A 16,621-nucleotide genomic window follows, 5' to 3' on the forward strand; every position below is an offset into this window, starting at 1 on the left:
TCAAGGAGGTGCAGGCAGGGTGAACGCTGCCCAGAAACCGTGGGAGGAGCGCAGCGCCGCGCGCGTGGTCGCGCCCGCGCGGCCGCGCAAACTCGCCAAGGTGCCGTTCGTGGAGCTGGCCGACGGCCGGCTGCAGGGAGTGGTGTCCAGCGGCTCGGACATCGAGCGGGTGTACGTCTCCTCGCTGACCGCCGCGAACCACTCGTTCCACTGCAGCACCAACAACAACCGCCCCTGCGGCGGCATCCGCTCCGGCGGCTGCAACCACCTGCGCGCCCTGGCCGACGAGGCCGTGCTGCAGTACGGCGTCGAGCGGGTCGCCCGCTACCTGCGCGCCGACGTGGCCGCCGACGCCACGACCGGCGCAGCGGTGCTGGCGGCGGTCAACGCGTGGCACGAGCCGTCGGCCGGTGCGCCGGTGTTCAGCCGCTTCCTGCGCCACCTGGCTTACCTGGAGCTGCCGGCCACGACCGAGCCGATGCCTGAGCTGCACTGGTTCCCGGCGGGCGGGGCGGTGCGCTGATGAGGTTCGACCTGCTGACGGCCCCGGTCGACGGGGTGTCCGAGGCGTACGACGTGGTGGGCGGGTTCGACGGCACGCTGGTGGCCGGGCTGCTGCGGCCGGGGGCGGAGCAGATCGCGGCGCTGCACGGGCTCGCGGCAGCCGTGTCGGGCACGCCGCTGGCCGCCCGGGTGGCCGAGGCGGTGGACAAGACCGTCGCCGGCTCGATCTCCGACGAGCACCTGGCGGCGCTGGTCGCGGCCCGGTCGGCGCTGCTCGGCGCGGCCCACGACGCCCTGCTGGCCCAGCTCGACGAGGCGGCCGGGCGCAGCCGCGACCTGTGGCCCGCGGCCGTGCCCAGCGCCCCGGCGGGTGCGGAAAACCTGCTGGCCGCCGCACGGTCCTGGCTGTCCGATCTGGCCATCGCGGGCTGGCGCGGCATCGACCACGACCTGGTGTCGCACGCCGACCAAGCGGTGCAGGCGCTGCTCGCCGAACCGCGGCTGCGCCGGCTCGGCGCGCTGCTCGACGGGTTCGCCGGTGAGCTGCGGGCCTGCGCGCCGGGCGCGACGATGCCGCGGGTGCCGGTGCGCCGCTGGGCCGACCTGTGGGCACGAGCGCTGCTGCTGGCCCAGCCGGGCGCGCTCGCCGCCGCCGAGGCGGGCACGGTGTCGGGGCGGCTGCTGCCGCTCGGGATCGACCTGCACGAGCACCCGACCGCCGTGCAGGCGCAGGTGCACGCGGTGCTGGAGACGGCCGACGGTCCGCGGCTGGTGCGCGCGAGCGTCGCCGCGCCGAAGGTCGACACGCTGGTCGGGTCGGGCGTGTGGCAGCTGCTGCGTGGCCACAGCTCGCTGCTGGCGGCCGTCACCGAGCAGCGCGCCATGGACCTGGTCGACATGCCCGTCACCGCGGGAGGCGACCTGATCTGGACCGACGGGCACGCGAGACCGGGCGCGCCCGCCGAGCCGTTCGCGACGGCCCGGGTGCAGCTCGCGACCGCAGCCGCGGCACCGGTCCCGCCGCTGGAGCGGCACCCGGTGCGCCTGGCGGAGCCCGTTCTCCTGGAGGGGTACACCGTGACGCCGCACGACGACGGCGTCACGCTCGCCCTGCCAGGGCTGACCATCGAGGTCGACGTCGAGCGGATGCACAGCGCCGGGCCGCTCACGCCCGCGCTGGTCGCGACGTCGACAGCGTGCATCGGGCTGCTGCGCTGGGACGGGTGCTGGACGATCCAGCCGCTCGCCGTCGAGGCGGCGGTCAAGCGCAAGACGGTCGCCGTGCACGCGGGCGCGTGGGCGGGCGGGGCCGGTGACGCCGCCGGAGCCAAGGCGGAGGCCGCCGCCGCCGACGCGGTCAAGGTGCTGCGCGAGCGGGCCGGAAGGTTGCTGCGCAGATGACGGTCGGCGCGGACTTCAACCGCCGCCAGGTCATCTACTGGCGGCTCATCGCGCGGCTGTTCAGCCGCGAGGAGCAGAGCACCCTGGAAGCGGCCAGCCTGGCCGTCATCGAGGACATCGGCCTGCCCGCCGCGCTGCTCGACCCGTCGGTGTCGATCGACAACATCGTGCAGCGCTTCCCCGACCTGGCCAAGGAGTTCGACGGCCTGATGGCGGCCGACAACCTCGGACCCGCGGCACACGACGACGCCACGGCCACCGTCGGTGAGCTAGCGGCCGCGCCGCCGGAGGAGGTCGGTCGCGACGCGGCCGCTGAGGTGCGGCGGGCCGCGCTCGCGGCGAAGCTGCTGCTCAACGTGTTCGACACCGGGTCGGGTGCGGTGTCGGCGACGCAGCTGGCGCGCTGGCAGTCCGACGCGGGCTGGCTGGAGCGGGCCGTCGGCGAGGAGCCGGGCAGCCTGCGCCGCCAGGGTGGCGGGGGCAGCGGGCAGGGTATGGGCGGCACGCTCGGCGAGCTGGAAGGTGACCTGGTGAGCCGGATGCAGTTGCGCGAGGTGCTGGCCGACCCGAAGCTCGCCGCGCAGCTCACCCCGAGCATGTCGCTGATCGAGCAGCTGCTGCGCGACAAGTCGAACCTGTCCGGGCTCGCGCTGGCCAACGCCAAGTCGCTGATCCGGCGGTTCGTCGACGACGTCGCGGCGGTGCTGCGTACGCAGGTGGAACGCACCGCGACGGGCAAGATCGACCGGAGCGTGACGCCTAAGCGGGTGTTCCGCAACCTGGACCTGGACCGCACCATCTGGAAGAACCTCACCAACTGGAGCCCGGACGACCAGAAGCTCTACGTCGACCGGCTGTTCTACCGCCACACCGCCAGCAAGACCACGCCGTCGCGGCTGATCGTGGTGGTGGACCAGTCCGGCTCGATGGTCGACTCGATGGTGAACTGCACCATCCTGGCCTCGATCTTCGCCGGGCTGCCGAAGGTCGACGTGCACCTGATCGCGTACGACACCCGGGCCATCGACCTGACTCCGTGGGTGCACGACCCGTTCGAGGTCCTGCTGCGCACCAACCTCGGCGGCGGCAACGACGGCCCCGTCGCGATGGCGATGGCCCGCCCGAAGATCGCCGAACCGGCCAACACCGCGATGGTATGGATCTCGGACTTCTACGAGTTCGGCGCATCCCAGCCGCTGTACGACAGCATCGTCGCCGTGCAGCGCTCCGGGGTGCGGTTCATCCCCGTCGGCTCGGTGACCAGCTCCGGCCAGAACATCGTCAACCCGTGGTTCCGTCAGCGTTTCAAGGACCTCGGCACGCCGGTCGTGTCCGGCCATATCCGCAAGCTCGTGTTCGAACTCAAGAACTTCCTGGCCTAGGAGAACCGACCGATGACCGAAATGCTGCGCGCCCCCGCCGAGACCAAGTACGCCGAGGAGCTGGACTGGCTGGAGTCGATCGACGACGGCCCGAGGCCGTTCTCGTGGCGGCTGAGCCCGAAGATGGTGCGGCTGTTCGTCCTGGGCAGCGAGCGCGCCGACGGCCTTGACCGCGACGTCGCCCAGAAGTGGTTCGGCGACCGCAGTTTCGTCGAGCGGGCCATCGTCACCCTCGCCTCCGACCGGGGCCTGCTGCTCATCGGCGACCCGGGCACCGGCAAGAGCTGGCTGGCTGAGCTGCTGGCCGCCGCGATCAGCCGCAACTCGACGCTGGTCGTGCAGGGCACCGCGGGCACCACCGAGGACCACATCAAGTACTCCTGGAACGTGTCCGCGGTCATCGCCAACGGCCAGTCCCGCGCCTCGATGATCCCGTCGCCGATCATGACGGCGATGGAGCAGGGCGTCATCGGCCGGTTCGAGGAGCTGACCCGTTCCACCAGCGACGTGCAGGACGCCCTGATCTCGATCCTGTCCGAGAAGTACGTCTCCATCCCCGAACTCGACGACGACAACATCGTGTTCGCCAAGCCCGGCTTCTCCATCATCGCCACGGCCAACAGCCGCGACCGGGGCGTCAACGACCTGTCGTCGGCGCTCAAGCGCCGGTTCAACTTCGTGCGTATCCCGGTGGTCACCAACAAGAAGAGCGAAGCCGAGATCGTACGGTTCCGCACCGTCGAACTGCTGCGACGTCACCAGATCGAGCTGGACGTGCCGCCGACGCTGCTCGACATCCTGCTGCAGAGCTTCGCCGACCTGCGCGCCGCCGCGGCGTCGGCGGGCAGCGACGACGAGAAGCTGGAGTCGGCGCTGTCCACCGCCGAGCAGATCGGCGTCCTCGAAGACGCGATCCTGCACAGCAACTTCTTCGGCGACCGGTCACTGCGGGCGCAGACCCTCGCCGGTTCGCTGGTCGGGTCGCTGGCCCGCCGCACCCCCGAGGACCTGGCCATCCTCAACAAGTACTGGCACGGGGTCGTCGAGCCGCGCAGCAAGGCCGAGGGCGGGTCGTGGACCGAGTTCCTCGAAGGCGGCCGCGAAGCGATCAAGACCCTGTCATGAGCACACCGACCTTCGGAGTGCTGCGCTCGCAGCTGCTCGACGCGGCGGCGGCGCTGGCCGACGGCCCGGACGCGCTCGCCGGGATCCTGTCCGGCATCGTGGACGACGTCGACCGGGCGCTCGCCGAGCCGCTGGAGATCTTCCCGGTGTGCCACCACTCGCCCGCGTCGGCGATGGCGATGGCCCGACGGCTGCGCGAGAAGCAGCCGAAGGTCATCTACCTGGAGCTGTGCGAGGACATGACGCCGCTGCTCACCGAGCTGCGCAACTGCCGCCTGCCGGTGGCGGTGCAGGCGTTCGCGTCCGAACTGGACGGCTTCCCGCAGGACTGGGCGCCGCTGTCGGTGGTCGCGCCGATCACCGAGGCGTCGGCCGAATACCAGGCCATCGGGTACGCCCTGGACACGCCCGGGGTCGAGTTGGTGCTCGTGGACCGGTCCACCGACCACGTGTTCCAGTGGCAGCCGCGCAAGGACAAAGCGGCCGAGCAGCCCGCCGAACCCGGCACGGAACCCGCCGAGGACGCCGACCTGCACGGTGACGCGGTCGGCGTGGAGATCGGCGACCTGCGGCCGCGTTTCGCCGAACTGGAGGAGCACCTGCTGCACCACGGCAAGGTGCGGCACTGGTCGGAGTGGTGGGACCAGTACGTCGAGCAGCCCCTCGGCGACGCCGACTACGACACGTACCGGCAGGTCATGGTCCTGATCGGCAGCCTGTTCCGGCGCCTGGCCCCGGGCGCGCACCACCGGGTCACCTCCGACGAGGAACGCGAGCGCTACATGTGGACCCGGATGCGGCAGCACCTCGCCGCATCCGGCGTCGACGCGGCCGACACCCTCTACGTCTGCGGGGCGTTCCACGCCGCCAGCCACGTCGACGAGTTCGGCCTGCACGGCGCGGACACCTACGAGATCAGCCCCCGCACCGCCACGAAGTGGCACTACGGCCTGATCCCGTCCAGCCACTCCTCGATCGAGGCCCAGTTCGGGCTGGCCTCAGGCTCGGTGTCGATCGCAGCGGCGGTCTTCGCCAAGTCGCTGACCCGCACCGGCGTGGTCCCGTACCAGCTGGAGGGCCAGCAGGGCGGCCGGGCGGCGAAGAAGAAGGCCAAGCCGGTTCCGCCGGTGTTGGCGCAGTCGCAGCAGGTCGCCGACCGGCTGTCCGGGTTCCTCGCCCGGCCGCCGGTGCTCGACACGCTCGACGAGGACGAGCTGCTCGGCTGGTCCGTGGAGATCGTCCGGCTGGCCCGGCGCAACGGCTACCTGTCCAGCACCGCCGACGCCATCGCCGTGTTCGAGACCTCGATCCTGCTCGCCGGGATGCGCGGCCGTGCCCGTCCTACGCCGTACGACTTCCAGGATGCGGCCGTCACCTGTATCGAGAAGGAGTCCGTGCCCGGCCGCCGCGACGTGCGGCGGCTCTGCGAGATCATGCTCGGCGGCGACCGGATCGGCCAGGTCGGCTACGAGTCGCTGCCGCCGCTGGCCCGCGACGTGCACGACCGGCTCGCGCCGCTCGGCCTCAAACTGGAGCAGCGCGGCGTGCAGCGGGCCCTGCTCGACATCGCCGGCGATCCCGTGCTGGGCAGGTGCTCCGACCTGCTGTGGATCCTGCGCCACCTGCTGCCCAAAGGCGCGGCCCGCCCGATCATGGGCGAGCGGCGGCTCGGCCACCGGGCCATCCAGGAGTCCTGGGACCTGGCGCTCGGCACCCACGAGCGGGAGCTGATCGAACTCGGCTACGAGGGCATCACCGTCGAGCAGGTGCTCGAACAGCGGCTGCGCCGCTCGGTATGGGGCCCGCAGGCCACCGCCGCGGTCGCCCTCGGCGCGGTCGAGGACGCCACGCTGTACCTGCGCAGCCGCCGCTTCGCCGACGAGCTGGGCGCCCGCGCGGTCGACCTGCTGGCCGCCGAGCGCACCGTCGACGACGCCCCGGACGTGCTGCGCCGGGCCCGCCGCCTGCTGGCCCACTACCGGGCCACCGAGCCGGTGCTGCCCGCCTGGCTGGAGGCGTTCGTCAAGGCCGGGTACGCGCACTACTGCACCCTGCTGCCGAACGCCTTCGTGGAGGAGGAGACCGGCACCAAGCAGGTCGCCGCGATGCTGGGCTTCCTGTTCAGCATGGAGAGCCTGGCGCTGTCGCTGGGCTGCGACCGGGCCCAGCTGGAGCTGGCCGTGGCGCAGTCGCACCCGACCACGCCCGGCAAGACCGCGCTGCTGTGGGCCGCACAGCACCAGCTCGGCGTGCTGCCCCGGGCCGAGCTGCGCGAACGCTGCGCGCAACTGCTGGACAACCCGCTGGTGCTGCCCGCGTATCCGCAGTATCTGAGCGGGTTCGTGCAGGCCCTGGAACCGGTGCCGGCGCTGGCCGGGTTCGTGGTCGAGGCGATCTCGCAGGCGTTCGGGCGCCTGCCCGACGCGGTGCTGCTGCCCTGGCTGCCGACACTGATCACGACCCTGCGCAAGGAGGGCGGCGACCACGTCGGCCTGCTGGTCCGCGAGGCCGGCCGGGTGTTCCCGGGCGATCTGGCGGCACTGGACGCGTGGACGCCGCCCTGGTCGGCGACGGCCGTGGACCCCGCGGCCGCGGCCGCCGCGCCGCGTGGCCAAGCCGGTCCGGTCGCGGTGCTGCTCGCCGCGCACCCCGAGCCGACCGACGCGCTGGCCGCCCTGCTCGGCTGCGACGGCACCTGGGCGGAGCCGGAGCAGGCACCGGGCACCGGCCCGGTCAACGACCTGCTGATCCGGTATCCGGAGTCGGCCGCCGAGCTGGCCATGGCCATCGGCATCGGTTAGTGGTTCCTGGGCCGTGGTGGAACCGTCTCCGCCACGGCCCTCGGCGGGGGAGTAACCCAAATCCGGGCATTCCTGCGCAGATCAGCCATCATTCGTGCTCACCTGCCCGAACGTGAGGCACGGCGACCCTGCTCGGTGCGGACATCGGCTATCGTCTGGCCCCGACGGGTGGGGGTGACGGGTGTTTGACCTGGTGGCAGGGCTGATCGGCGGCTTGATCGGTGGGAGTTGGGCCGAGCGGAGCGAAGTTCGGCGCGCTGAGGCGCGACGGGCGGCGCTCGCCGCGGGCGAGCCCGTGCGCGTGCCGTGCGGGATCAGGGACACCGGCGCCGGGCAGACCCAGTGGCGTCATGGTGACCTGCTCATCACGGCGGATGGCGCGTGGTGGACCCCGCCGGGCATGAACACCCGTCGCATCCCGCTCGGACCCCAGGGGTGACCGTGCACGGCAACCGTCCGGTCGCCATGGGCGAGAGCTGGGACGTCAACCCGTCGTGCCGGATCCTGGCCGTGCGGATCGGCGAGCGCTCGCTGGAACTCGCCGTGCCCGAGGCGGATCTCGCCGCGGTCGGCGACGTGCTGCCGCTGACCTGATCCGCCGATCCGTGGCCGTGCACCGCAGGTCGTCAGAGGCGTGGTGCCGAACCGGTGGGGGCGATCAGCGCCATCTCGCCACCAGGTCACGCATGCGGGACTCGTCGTCAGGGAAGTAGCTCTCCCAGCCCTGATCCAGCCTCATCCAGGCGGCGGGTTGCCCACTCTCGCCGGTCAAGGGCGTCGAGGGGTCGACGACCGCGACGTAGGAGAGCGACAGCGTCGCCGGCAATTCGGGATGGAACGAGCGCACGGCCACCGCCGCCGGCTGGGCCAGGAGCTCGACCTGCAGCCCGGTCTCCTCGAACAACTCTCGCGCCGCGGCCTCGCGAGGCGTCTCCCCAGGCTCGACCTTGCCGCCCGGTGGCACCCAGGCCCGCCAGGGGTGCCGGACCAGCACGACCTGGGTGAACTCCGGGTCGAACACCCACGCCTCGGCTCCCAGAGGCTGCATCGGTTCTTGCGCCGCGGCGTCGAGCCATGCGCGCGCGTCGTCGAACTCCCGCTCGGCCGCCGCCACGTCACTGCGCACCGCGTCGAGGATGTGCTGGTCGAGTCGGCCACGAGTCATGGATGCAAGGTAGAGCGCAGGTCTGACATCGACCGGCGGCACGTAAGAGGCCGGTTCCTTTCGCGGACGTCGGCGGAGCGCTGCCGCGGACCTGATCCGTCGGCACCACCACGGCCCGGCGGTTGACAGCTCGTCCCACTACCGGCGGACGAGTGCGCTCAGGATCCGTTCGCAGCGGGCGGGGTCGATGGTGAGACCGTGTTCCAGGCCCCAGAGCCAGTAGTCGACGCAGCGGGTGACGGTCCAGCCGTGGGCTGCCTCGGCGTCCAGGTCCCCGGCCGCGACGACGATGTCGAGAATCCGCCGCACGTCGGCATCGGTGTGCAACTCGTCGGCGCGGGTCCACATCAGTTCGGGCACGGAGTACTCCGGGGCGCCCACAAGGGCCCGGGGGTCGACGGCCAGCCACGGTTGCCGTGCCGCGGCCAGCACGTTGCCATAGTGCAGGTCGGCGTGGAGCAGAACCTGCTCCCCGGCCTCCCCCCACTCGAGGGCGTGGCCGCAGGCCGCCTCCACCCACCCCGGTGGGATCGGGAAGCCGAGAGCCCGCTGGCGCCGGGTCACCGATTCCGGGATTCCCGCCGCGACGTCGGACAGCGTGCGCAGCCCCGCTGGCGGCGCGACGGCAAGGGTGCGGATGAGCGAGCCGGCGACCTCCGCCGCTTCCGGCAGCGGCAGCGTGTGCAGGGATCTCGTGTGGTCCAGGCGCTCCAGCAGCAGGGCACCCGCGTCGGGTGCTGCATCCACCAGCGTGACCACACCTCGGCCCCGCCACGCCCGCAGCGCGCGGACCTCTTCCGCGACGGAGTCCTTCAGCCAGGTCAGCCTCAGGGCCAGCGGCTGCTCGCGACGACGGACCAGCACCACCAGACTCTGGCCGCCATGCAGCGGCTCGGTGTCGTCGACGACTAGGTCCCACCGCTCGCGAAGCCGCTCCACCAGTGTCGGCAGCGACCGCACCCACCTGCGCCCGGGCTCGCCGCCGACGCGCGTACGCCACTCGGCGAACTGCTCGGGCACCCTGATCACGAGTCTGGTCCTGCTCTCGCCGGAAGGCGATCACGTTCCTGGCCGGTCCTGGACACCTCAGGCTCGCAAAGCCCGCACGGCGGTGGACGACATGCGGCGCGACCGGTCGACAACATCAAAATGACCCGGCGTGAAGGGATCGACCGTCCCTGGATAAACCGCTCGGGCCGACCCGAGACCGCCATCAGAGGCATGAGGCACCGAGCCAGAGTATGCCAACGCCTACCCCGCCACGATCAGCTGTTGGGCGAGGGGAGAGCGACCCGGGCGACGAGGAACTTCGGGGCCATCTCGCAGTAGCTGTCGGTGATCAGTTCGGCGATCTCGGTCCAGTCGGTGTGGTCACCGAGGATGGCAGCGGCGACGTTGTGGCCCCAGGGGGCGCGGAAGAACGGGAAGCCGCGGGTGGTCAGGCTGAGGAGGTCGGCCACGGGTGCGCGAAACGTCATCACGGTCGGCGCCTCGCCGGCGATCATTTGCTGGGCGTAGACCGGGAAACGTTCCGGGTCCGGCGTGTAGACGTGGGCGACTGTCCGCGCGCGGATCCGCCAGCGGACGCCGATCCAGGCCGGTTCCTCGTACGTGTCGGGCAATTGTCGGCAGATCTGTCGCAGCCGGTCCAGGATCTCGTTTGGTACGTCGCCAGGGCCGGACATACGCCGACAGTAGCGGTTGCCAGCGAACTTCGCGCACCGGTCGCCCGTCGTATTGCACCAAATGTGCACCATTCGCCGGGCAACCGAAGGTCGCCTCGTCGCCCTAGAGTCGTGACGTGAGCCGAGCGCGCAGACGGTGGATGTGGACGGGCACGATCGCGCTGCTCGGGATAGCGGCGGGCGGTCTGTTCGCATGCCTGACCTACGAGTTGGAGCACGGCGACAGCTGGAACGTGGGGGAAGGGGCCGTCTTCGAGGAAGCCAGCCAAGGCGTCGCCGTGCATGAGCTTCGACCAGGCAACACGGTGCGGATCGCCATCACGGTCCGCAATCCGGGGCCGCTGCCGATAGCCGTCGACGAGGTCGCGCTCAGGAGCCCGGACGTGGCTGTCGACGCCGTGACGATGCTCGAACACGCCGGCGAGAGCGCCGAGTGTTGCCGGCCTGAAGACGCCGGGCCGTTCCGGCCGGTGACCGTCAGCCCGGACGACCAGGTCATGATCTGGCTGACGCTGCGGGTCACCGGCGCCAACCCGTACCCGCCGTGCTCAGGCTTCGCCCTGGAAGCCGCCGACGTCAGCTACCACGTGCTGCGTTTTCCCCGAACACAGTCGTTACCACTGCGCACAGACATCGCATTTCGCACTTCATGTTCGTAGTACGTCGGCCGCGGTCGGTGTTTCCGCCAGCCGATCAGCGCGAGATGCGCCCTCCAGGCCGTTTCCGGGCACGCCGGGTGCGCTGAAGATCGCCTAGGCTCGCCGGATGGACAGCGGTCATGTTTCCGTGCCCGGCGGGGCACTCTATTTCGAGCGAATCGGCCGCGGATCGCCGATCGTGTTCGTACATGCGGGAATCGCGGACCTGACCATGTGGAAACCGCAGGTCGACGAGTTCGCCAGGGACCATACGGTGGTGTGCTTCGACAGCCGGGGCTTCGGCCGGTCGAGGACGGATGCGGTCGAGTTCTCCCCGGTCGACGACCTGCGCGCGGTGTTCGACCACCTGGAGATAGGACAGGCCGTGCTCGTCGGCTGCTCGCGCGGCGGTCAGCAGAGCCTCGACTTCACCCTGGAGCAGCCGGATCGGGTCACTGGGTTGGTCTGGGTCTGCGGTGGTGTCAGTGGCTCGTCGCACGAGGGACCTGCGGAGCAGACCGCGATCTTCGACCAGATCGAGGCGCTCTGGCAGGCCAAGGACTGGGACGCGCTCGTCGATCTGGAGACCGACTTCGCCGCCGGGCACCGCCGGTGCTGACCTGCCGCGTGAAATGATCCACCCATGCTGACCCGACGCGCTCTCAACCGTGCCCTGCTCGCGCGGCAGCTGCTGCTGGAGCGCTCGCCCCTGGGCCCGCTGGAGGCGATCGAGCACCTCGCCGGCCTGCCCGCCCAGTCGCCGAATCCGCCCTACCTCGGGCTGTGGACGCGGCTGCGGGAGTTCCGCATCGAGGACCTGTCGGAGCTGCTCACCTCGCGCGCGGCCGTCCGGATCGGGCTGATGCGGGCCACCCCGCACCTGGTCGGCGCCCGTGACGCCCGGGGCCTGCGCCCGTTGCTGCAGGGTGTGCAGGAACGGCACCTCAGCGCCGCGCACCGCGAGCGGGTGCGCGGAGCGGACCTCGGCGAGATCGCCGCGGCGGGACGGGCGCTGGTCGAGCAGCGGCCGTACACGGTCAAGGAGCTGGGCGCCGCGCTCGCCGAGCGCTGGCCCGACGCCGATCCCGCCGCGCTCGGGGCGGCGGCGCGGGCCGGCCTGCCGCTGGTGCAGGTGCCGCCGCACAGCCTGTGGGGCGCGGTCGGGCAGCCCGCCTACACCACTGCTGAGCACTGGCTCGGCGCGGGCGACGGGCCGCCGGCCACTGTCGACGACCTGGTGCTGCGGTATCTGGCCGCGTTCGGGCCGGCGACGGTCCGGGACATGCAGACCTGGTCGGGGCTCGGCGGGCTGGGCGAGGTCGTCGACCGGCTCGGCGACCGGCTGGTGGCCGACCGCGACGAGCAGGGAGCCGAGCTGCTCGACCTGCCCGACGGCCCGCTGCCGCACCCGGACACCCCCGCGCCCGCGCGTTACCTCGCGGAGTTCGACGCGATGCTGGACGCGTACGACGACAGCACCCGGATCATGGACGACCGGGACCGGCGCGACATCTTCGCGGTGCCCGGGGTCGTGCCCGGCACGGTCCTGGTCGACGGCTTCGTCCAGGCGATCTGGACGATGACCAGGAAGAAGGGCGTGGTGACGCTGGTCGTACGTCCCCTGTTCCAGATACCGACCAGGGACGTGCAGGACCTGACGGAGGAGGGCGAGCGGCTGCTCGCGTTCGCGGCTCCCGACGCCACCCGCCGTGACGTGCGTTTCAACTCCCGCTGGTGAACGGCCTGCCACAGCGGTGAGCCGGTGCCACGCGGTTGCGCGGCACCGGCTCACCGGGACGGGCCGGCGTTATGAGGTGTACGCCTCGAATTCGGAGAACTGCCCGGCCGGCCAGCCGCTGTTGGCGGTGACGGTCAGCCGCAGGTGTCGCGCCGCGGCCGCCGGGAAGGTGATGGTCACCGTGTTTCCGGTGGCCGGGTCGAAGGTGTAGGTCGCGGTCGCCTTCAGGGTGTTGAAAGTGGACCCGTCGGTGCTGCCGGTGACGGCGACGGCCTGGGTGCGGGTGGCCCAGGCAGTGGCCGGCGGCAGCTTGAGCACGACCCGGCCGACCGTCTGCGCGGAGCCCAGGTCGACCTGCACCCACTGCGGGAACGCGTTGTTGTTGCTCTCCCAGTAGCTGTTGGCGTTGCCGTCCGTGACGTTGCCCGAGCCGTAGTTCTGGGTGTTGGACGACTGGCTGGTCGCCTTGTTCAGGGCCAGGTTGACGTTCGCCGCCGGGGTGCCCGTGCCGCTCAGCGTCACCGTGGCCGGGCTGTTGACCGCGCTGCTGGTGACGGTCAGGGCACCGGTGCGGGTGCCGGTCGCGGTCGGCCGGAACACCGCGGTGACCAGGCAGGACGCCCCGGCCGCGAGGGTGCTGCCGCAGTTGTTGGTCTGCGTGAAGTCACCCGTCACCGTGATCGAGGAGACGGTCGCGGCGGCGGTGCCGCTGTTCGACACCGTGACCGTCTGGCCGGTGCTCGATCCGCCGACGGTGGTCGCCGCGAACGTGATCGCGGTGGGGGCGGCGGACACCGACGCGGTGCCGTTCGTGGTGCCGGTCCCGGTCAGCGCGACCGTCCTGGGGCTGTTGGTCGCGTTGCCGGCGATGGTCAGCGTGCCGTTGCGGACGCCGGCCGCCGTGGGGTGGAACGTGACCGTGACGGTGCAGTTCGCCCCGGGTGCGAGGGTGGCGCCGCAGGTGGTGACCAGGGTGTAGTCGCCGGTCGCGGTGATCGACGAGACGGTGGCGGTGGCGGTGCCCGTGTTGGACAGCGTGACCGTCTGCCACTCGCTGTTGTCGTTGACGGTGGTCGGCTCGAACGTCAGCGACGACGGGTTCGTCGCGAACGTGGCCGACCCGGTGCCCGTGCCGGTGGCGTACACCTCGAAGGCCGAGAGCTGGCCCGCGGGCCAGCCGGTGTTCGCGGTGATGTTGAGCCGCAGGTGGCGGGCGTTGACGGCCGGGAAGACGATGCTGACCGTGTTGCCGGTGGCCGGGTCGAAGGTGTAGCCCGTCGACGCGACGACGGTCGAGAAGTTCGACCCGTCGAGGCTGCTCTGCACCGACAGGGTCTGCACCCGGGTCGCCCAGGCCGCCGGCGGCGGAAGCTTCAGCGTCACCTTGCCGACGCTGGTCGACGCACCGAGGTCGACCTGGACCCACTGCGGGAACGCGTTGTTGGCGCTCTCCCAGTACGAGCCGGCGTCGGTGTCGGTGACGTTGCCTGCCGGGTAGCCGCCCTGCGCCGAGGAGGCCGAGGTCGGCTTGCCCGCCGCGACGTTGACGGTGCCGGTCCCGGTGACGCCGGTGCCGGTGAGCTGGACCGCGATGGCGCCCTGGCCGTCGTCGCCGGTGATCGAGTAGACCGCGGACTGGGCCCCGACGGCCGACGGCGTGAAGGTGACCGTCTGGTGGATGACGTCGCCGGGGGAGAGCTGCTGGCCCTCGGAGACGGGGGTGGTGGTGTTGAACGCGCCGACCGGCGGCGCGGCCTTGGTCAGGGTGAGGGTGATGTTGCCGGTGTTGGCGATGTCGAAGGTGTGCGTGGCGGTCTGGCCGACCGGCACCGAGCCGAACGCGACCGGGTTGGGGGTGATGGTCAGGTGCGGCGCGCCGGTGACCGCGGTGCCGGAGATGGGCACCGTCACCGCACCCGCGTTGCTGGTCACCGTCAGCGAGCCGGTCTGGTTGCCCGCGGCCGTCGGGGTGTACTTCACCGAGACCGAGACGGACGCGCCGGGGGCCAGGGTCGAGCCGTTGGCGGGGAAGCCGGTGGCGGTGAACGGCGCCGCGGGCGGGGTGGAACCGGTGATGGTGACCGCCGAGGTGCCGGTGTTGGCGATGCTCACGCTGATCGTCTTGTTCGCGCCGGTCGGCACGGTGCCGAACGACAGCGCCGACGGCGTCGCGCCCAGGCCGGTCTGCGTGCCGGTGCCGTGCAGGTCGAATGACACGACGCCGCTGTCGGTGGTGAAGGTCAGGCTGCCGGTCGCGCCGCCGGTGCCGGTCGGGGTGAACCGGACCGGCACGGCCAACGTCTGCCCGGTGGACAGGCTGCGCGGCAGCGCGGGCGGGGTCGCCCCGAACGGGGCCGCGGTCGTGATCGCCGAGATGGTCACCGCGCGGGTGGCGGTCACCGTGACGGTGGCGTTGGCGGTGCTGGCGACCGCGACGTTGCCGAAGTCGGTCGGCGGGCTGTTCAGAGCCGAGGTGGTGGGCCGGCCGAAGCCGTAGATCCGGCCGTCACGGGTGCCGACGTAGACGCGGCCGTTGTCGGTGGCGGGCGTGGCGAACTTGGTGGCGGTGCCGATGGGCGCGGAGTAGCGCAGGTTCAGCCGCCCGTTGACGGGCAGCGCGTCGTACGCCCGCAGCTGGCCGTTCGCGCCGGTGGACCCGTCGCTGTAGACGACCCAGACGATGGCGGTGCCCGAGGTGGTTCCGGTGGACGTGACGACCGGCGAGCCCGAGGTGTAGCCGAACGTCGACGAGCTGGTGCCGGCGGAGCTGAGCACGGGCAGTCCGCTGCCGTTGACGCCGTATTTCAGCGCGCGCAGGAAGCCCTGGTTCTCGACGTTGTAGACGTAGCCGCCGTCGCCGCCCCAGAACGCGGGATGGCCCCAGACGCCGTTGTACGGCCCGGCGGGTGCGCCGACCGAGGCGTCCGTGCCGCCGGGGCCCTGCGCGTTGCCGCCGAGGTTGTCGCGGTCGAGCAGGTAGACGCGGCCGTCCTTGCCGGTCTGCACGAGCAGCCGCGGGTGCGCCGGGGTGCCGAACCCGGCGGGCAGCGCCATCGGGCCGCCGGAGCCGAAGTCGGTGTCGTCCTGGTCCAGCCTGGTGTTGTTGAACGGGCTGAAGAAGTCGCGGGCGGTCAGCGAGCCGTCGCCGTTGACCTGCAGCCGGATGACCGACTCGGCCAGCGTGCCGGGCGGGCTGAAACCGGGGCCGGGCGCGGGGGAGACGCCGTTGCCGGTGGCCACGATGATCCGGCCGGGGCCGTCGGAGACCAGACCGCCGCCGGACTGCCAGATGCCGGCCATGCCGTTGGACCGGCCGGCCTCGGTCGACCAGAGCGTCGACATGGCAGGGGTGCTCGTCCGGACGCCGGCGACGTAACCGACGTACGGGCCGTAGTCGCAGTGGCTGGCGAAGCCCGCGTAGATCACGCCGTCGAGCAGCAGCAGGCCCGGCCGCTGGGCGGCGGTACGCGGGTTGAACACGTTGGCCGGGTCGTTGGTCGGCGAGCCCTGGATGGTGACCGGCCAGCCGGCCCGTTCGACGCCGGTCGCCGGGTTGACCGAGTGCAGGTAGAAGTGGGGGTGCGCGGTGTCCGGGCCGTCATTGACCTTGGCCATGAAGTACACGGCGTTGGTCGCCGGGTCGTACACCGGAGTGCTGGTGATGCCGATGTTGGGCACCAGGTCGCCGCAGCCGATGGCCGAGGCGGGCCAGGACGGGCCGACGTTACGTGACCAGGTGACCGCGCCGGTCACCGCGTTGAGGCCGTAGACCCAGTTGTTCTCGGTGACGGCGATGACGGTGCCGGCCACGACGATCGGCTGGGCGTACACCTGGCCGTCGACCGCGGTCGAGAACAGCTGGCCGAAGTCGGCGGCCGACACCGCCGAGGGCGCCAGGCCGGGTTCGTTCTGGTCCCAGCCGGTGCGCAGGGTGTCGACCGAGATCGTGGTCTCGTCGGCGGAGGCGTTGCGGGGCAGCACCAGGACGGCGGCCAGGAGCAGCGTTCCTGGGAGGAGCCCGGCGAGCAATCGACGTATGCGGGTGGAGAGATGCACGACCTGCTCCTCGGTGAGGCACCGGAGACCGGCGGATCCGGATGGCCGTGGCGGCGGGCACCGTTCGGCCTGAATGGAGCGAACGGTAATCTTGTCGATACCTGGATGCAAGATACCGACATTCAT

The 16,621-nt window shown here is 71.7% G+C and carries 14 protein-coding genes; 10 read left to right on the forward strand and 4 right to left on the reverse strand.

The window, feature by feature from the left end; translation table 11 throughout:
• Window positions 1-19 precede the first annotated feature (19 nt).
• The 7 genes from F9C41_RS06675 to F9C41_RS06705 all read left to right on the forward strand — a co-directional run bounded on the left by F9C41_RS06675 (window position 20) and on the right by F9C41_RS06705 (window position 7,807).
• Window positions 20-523 (forward strand): hypothetical protein, encoded by a 504-nt coding sequence (locus F9C41_RS06675; protein ID WP_155385768.1) that lies wholly within the window; start codon window positions 20-22, stop codon window positions 521-523.
• Complete coding sequence (locus F9C41_RS06680) at window positions 523-1,905, forward strand: hypothetical protein (RefSeq protein ID WP_230689374.1); 1,383 nt, start codon at window positions 523-525, stop codon at window positions 1,903-1,905. Before F9C41_RS06675 ends, F9C41_RS06680 begins: the two co-directional genes overlap by 1 nt.
• The gene (locus tag F9C41_RS06685; protein WP_155385770.1) at window positions 1,902-3,287 is read left to right on the forward strand and encodes a VWA domain-containing protein; all 1,386 of its coding nucleotides are present in this window, start codon (window positions 1,902-1,904) and stop codon (window positions 3,285-3,287) included. The genes F9C41_RS06680 and F9C41_RS06685 overlap by 4 nt, the downstream gene beginning before the upstream one ends.
• 12 nt (window positions 3,288-3,299) lie before the next feature.
• The gene (locus F9C41_RS06690; protein WP_155385771.1) at window positions 3,300-4,412 is read left to right on the forward strand and encodes an ATP-binding protein; all 1,113 of its coding nucleotides are present in this window, start codon (window positions 3,300-3,302) and stop codon (window positions 4,410-4,412) included.
• Window positions 4,409-7,213 (forward strand): DUF5682 family protein, encoded by a 2,805-nt coding sequence (locus F9C41_RS06695; RefSeq protein WP_155385772.1) that lies wholly within the window; start codon window positions 4,409-4,411, stop codon window positions 7,211-7,213. The genes F9C41_RS06690 and F9C41_RS06695 overlap by 4 nt, the downstream gene beginning before the upstream one ends.
• 181 nt (window positions 7,214-7,394) lie before the next feature.
• Complete coding sequence (locus F9C41_RS06700) at window positions 7,395-7,652, forward strand: hypothetical protein (RefSeq protein WP_155385773.1); 258 nt, start codon at window positions 7,395-7,397, stop codon at window positions 7,650-7,652.
• Window positions 7,653-7,654: 2 nt separating this feature from the next.
• Entirely contained in the window at window positions 7,655-7,807 is a 153-nt protein-coding gene (locus tag F9C41_RS06705; protein WP_155385774.1) for a hypothetical protein, read from the forward strand.
• 64 nt (window positions 7,808-7,871) lie between these two features.
• Here F9C41_RS06705 and F9C41_RS06710 read toward each other — a convergent pair whose 3' ends face one another.
• From F9C41_RS06710 to F9C41_RS06720, 3 genes are all read right to left on the reverse strand, one after another.
• Window positions 7,872-8,378 carry an NUDIX domain-containing protein gene (locus F9C41_RS06710; protein WP_155385775.1) on the reverse strand — a complete coding sequence of 169 codons (507 nt, stop codon included), beginning with the start codon at window positions 8,376-8,378 and terminating at the stop codon, window positions 7,872-7,874.
• 138 nt (window positions 8,379-8,516) lie between these two features.
• The gene (locus F9C41_RS06715) at window positions 8,517-9,407 is read right to left on the reverse strand and encodes an aminoglycoside phosphotransferase family protein (protein WP_155385776.1); all 891 of its coding nucleotides are present in this window, start codon (window positions 9,405-9,407) and stop codon (window positions 8,517-8,519) included.
• A 236-nt stretch (window positions 9,408-9,643) separates the two neighbouring features.
• Window positions 9,644-10,063, reverse strand: a complete 420-nt coding sequence (locus tag F9C41_RS06720) for an MmcQ/YjbR family DNA-binding protein (protein WP_155385777.1) — start codon at window positions 10,061-10,063, stop codon at window positions 9,644-9,646.
• A 116-nt stretch (window positions 10,064-10,179) separates the two neighbouring features.
• Between F9C41_RS06720 and F9C41_RS06725 the strand changes: the two genes are divergently transcribed.
• The 3 genes from F9C41_RS06725 to F9C41_RS06735 all read left to right on the forward strand — a co-directional run bounded on the left by F9C41_RS06725 (window position 10,180) and on the right by F9C41_RS06735 (window position 12,439).
• On the forward strand, window positions 10,180-10,722 hold the full coding sequence (locus tag F9C41_RS06725) for a hypothetical protein (RefSeq protein ID WP_155385778.1): 543 nt from the start codon (window positions 10,180-10,182) through the stop codon (window positions 10,720-10,722).
• A gap of 106 nt (window positions 10,723-10,828) precedes the next feature.
• Window positions 10,829-11,320, forward strand: a complete 492-nt coding sequence (locus F9C41_RS06730) for an alpha/beta fold hydrolase (RefSeq protein WP_155385779.1) — start codon at window positions 10,829-10,831, stop codon at window positions 11,318-11,320.
• A gap of 24 nt (window positions 11,321-11,344) precedes the next feature.
• Window positions 11,345-12,439 carry a winged helix DNA-binding domain-containing protein gene (locus F9C41_RS06735; RefSeq protein ID WP_155385780.1) on the forward strand — a complete coding sequence of 365 codons (1,095 nt, stop codon included), beginning with the start codon at window positions 11,345-11,347 and terminating at the stop codon, window positions 12,437-12,439.
• A 69-nt stretch (window positions 12,440-12,508) separates the two neighbouring features.
• On the opposite strand, the gene F9C41_RS06740 is transcribed toward F9C41_RS06735, so the two are convergent.
• Window positions 12,509-16,495 (reverse strand): choice-of-anchor D domain-containing protein, encoded by a 3,987-nt coding sequence (locus F9C41_RS06740; protein ID WP_155385781.1) that lies wholly within the window; start codon window positions 16,493-16,495, stop codon window positions 12,509-12,511.
• Window positions 16,496-16,621: the final 126 nt, after the last annotated feature.

It is taken from the genome of Catellatospora paridis (genome assembly GCF_009720365.1).
GTDB classification, from domain to species: Bacteria; Actinomycetota; Actinomycetes; order Mycobacteriales; family Micromonosporaceae; genus Catellatospora; species Catellatospora paridis.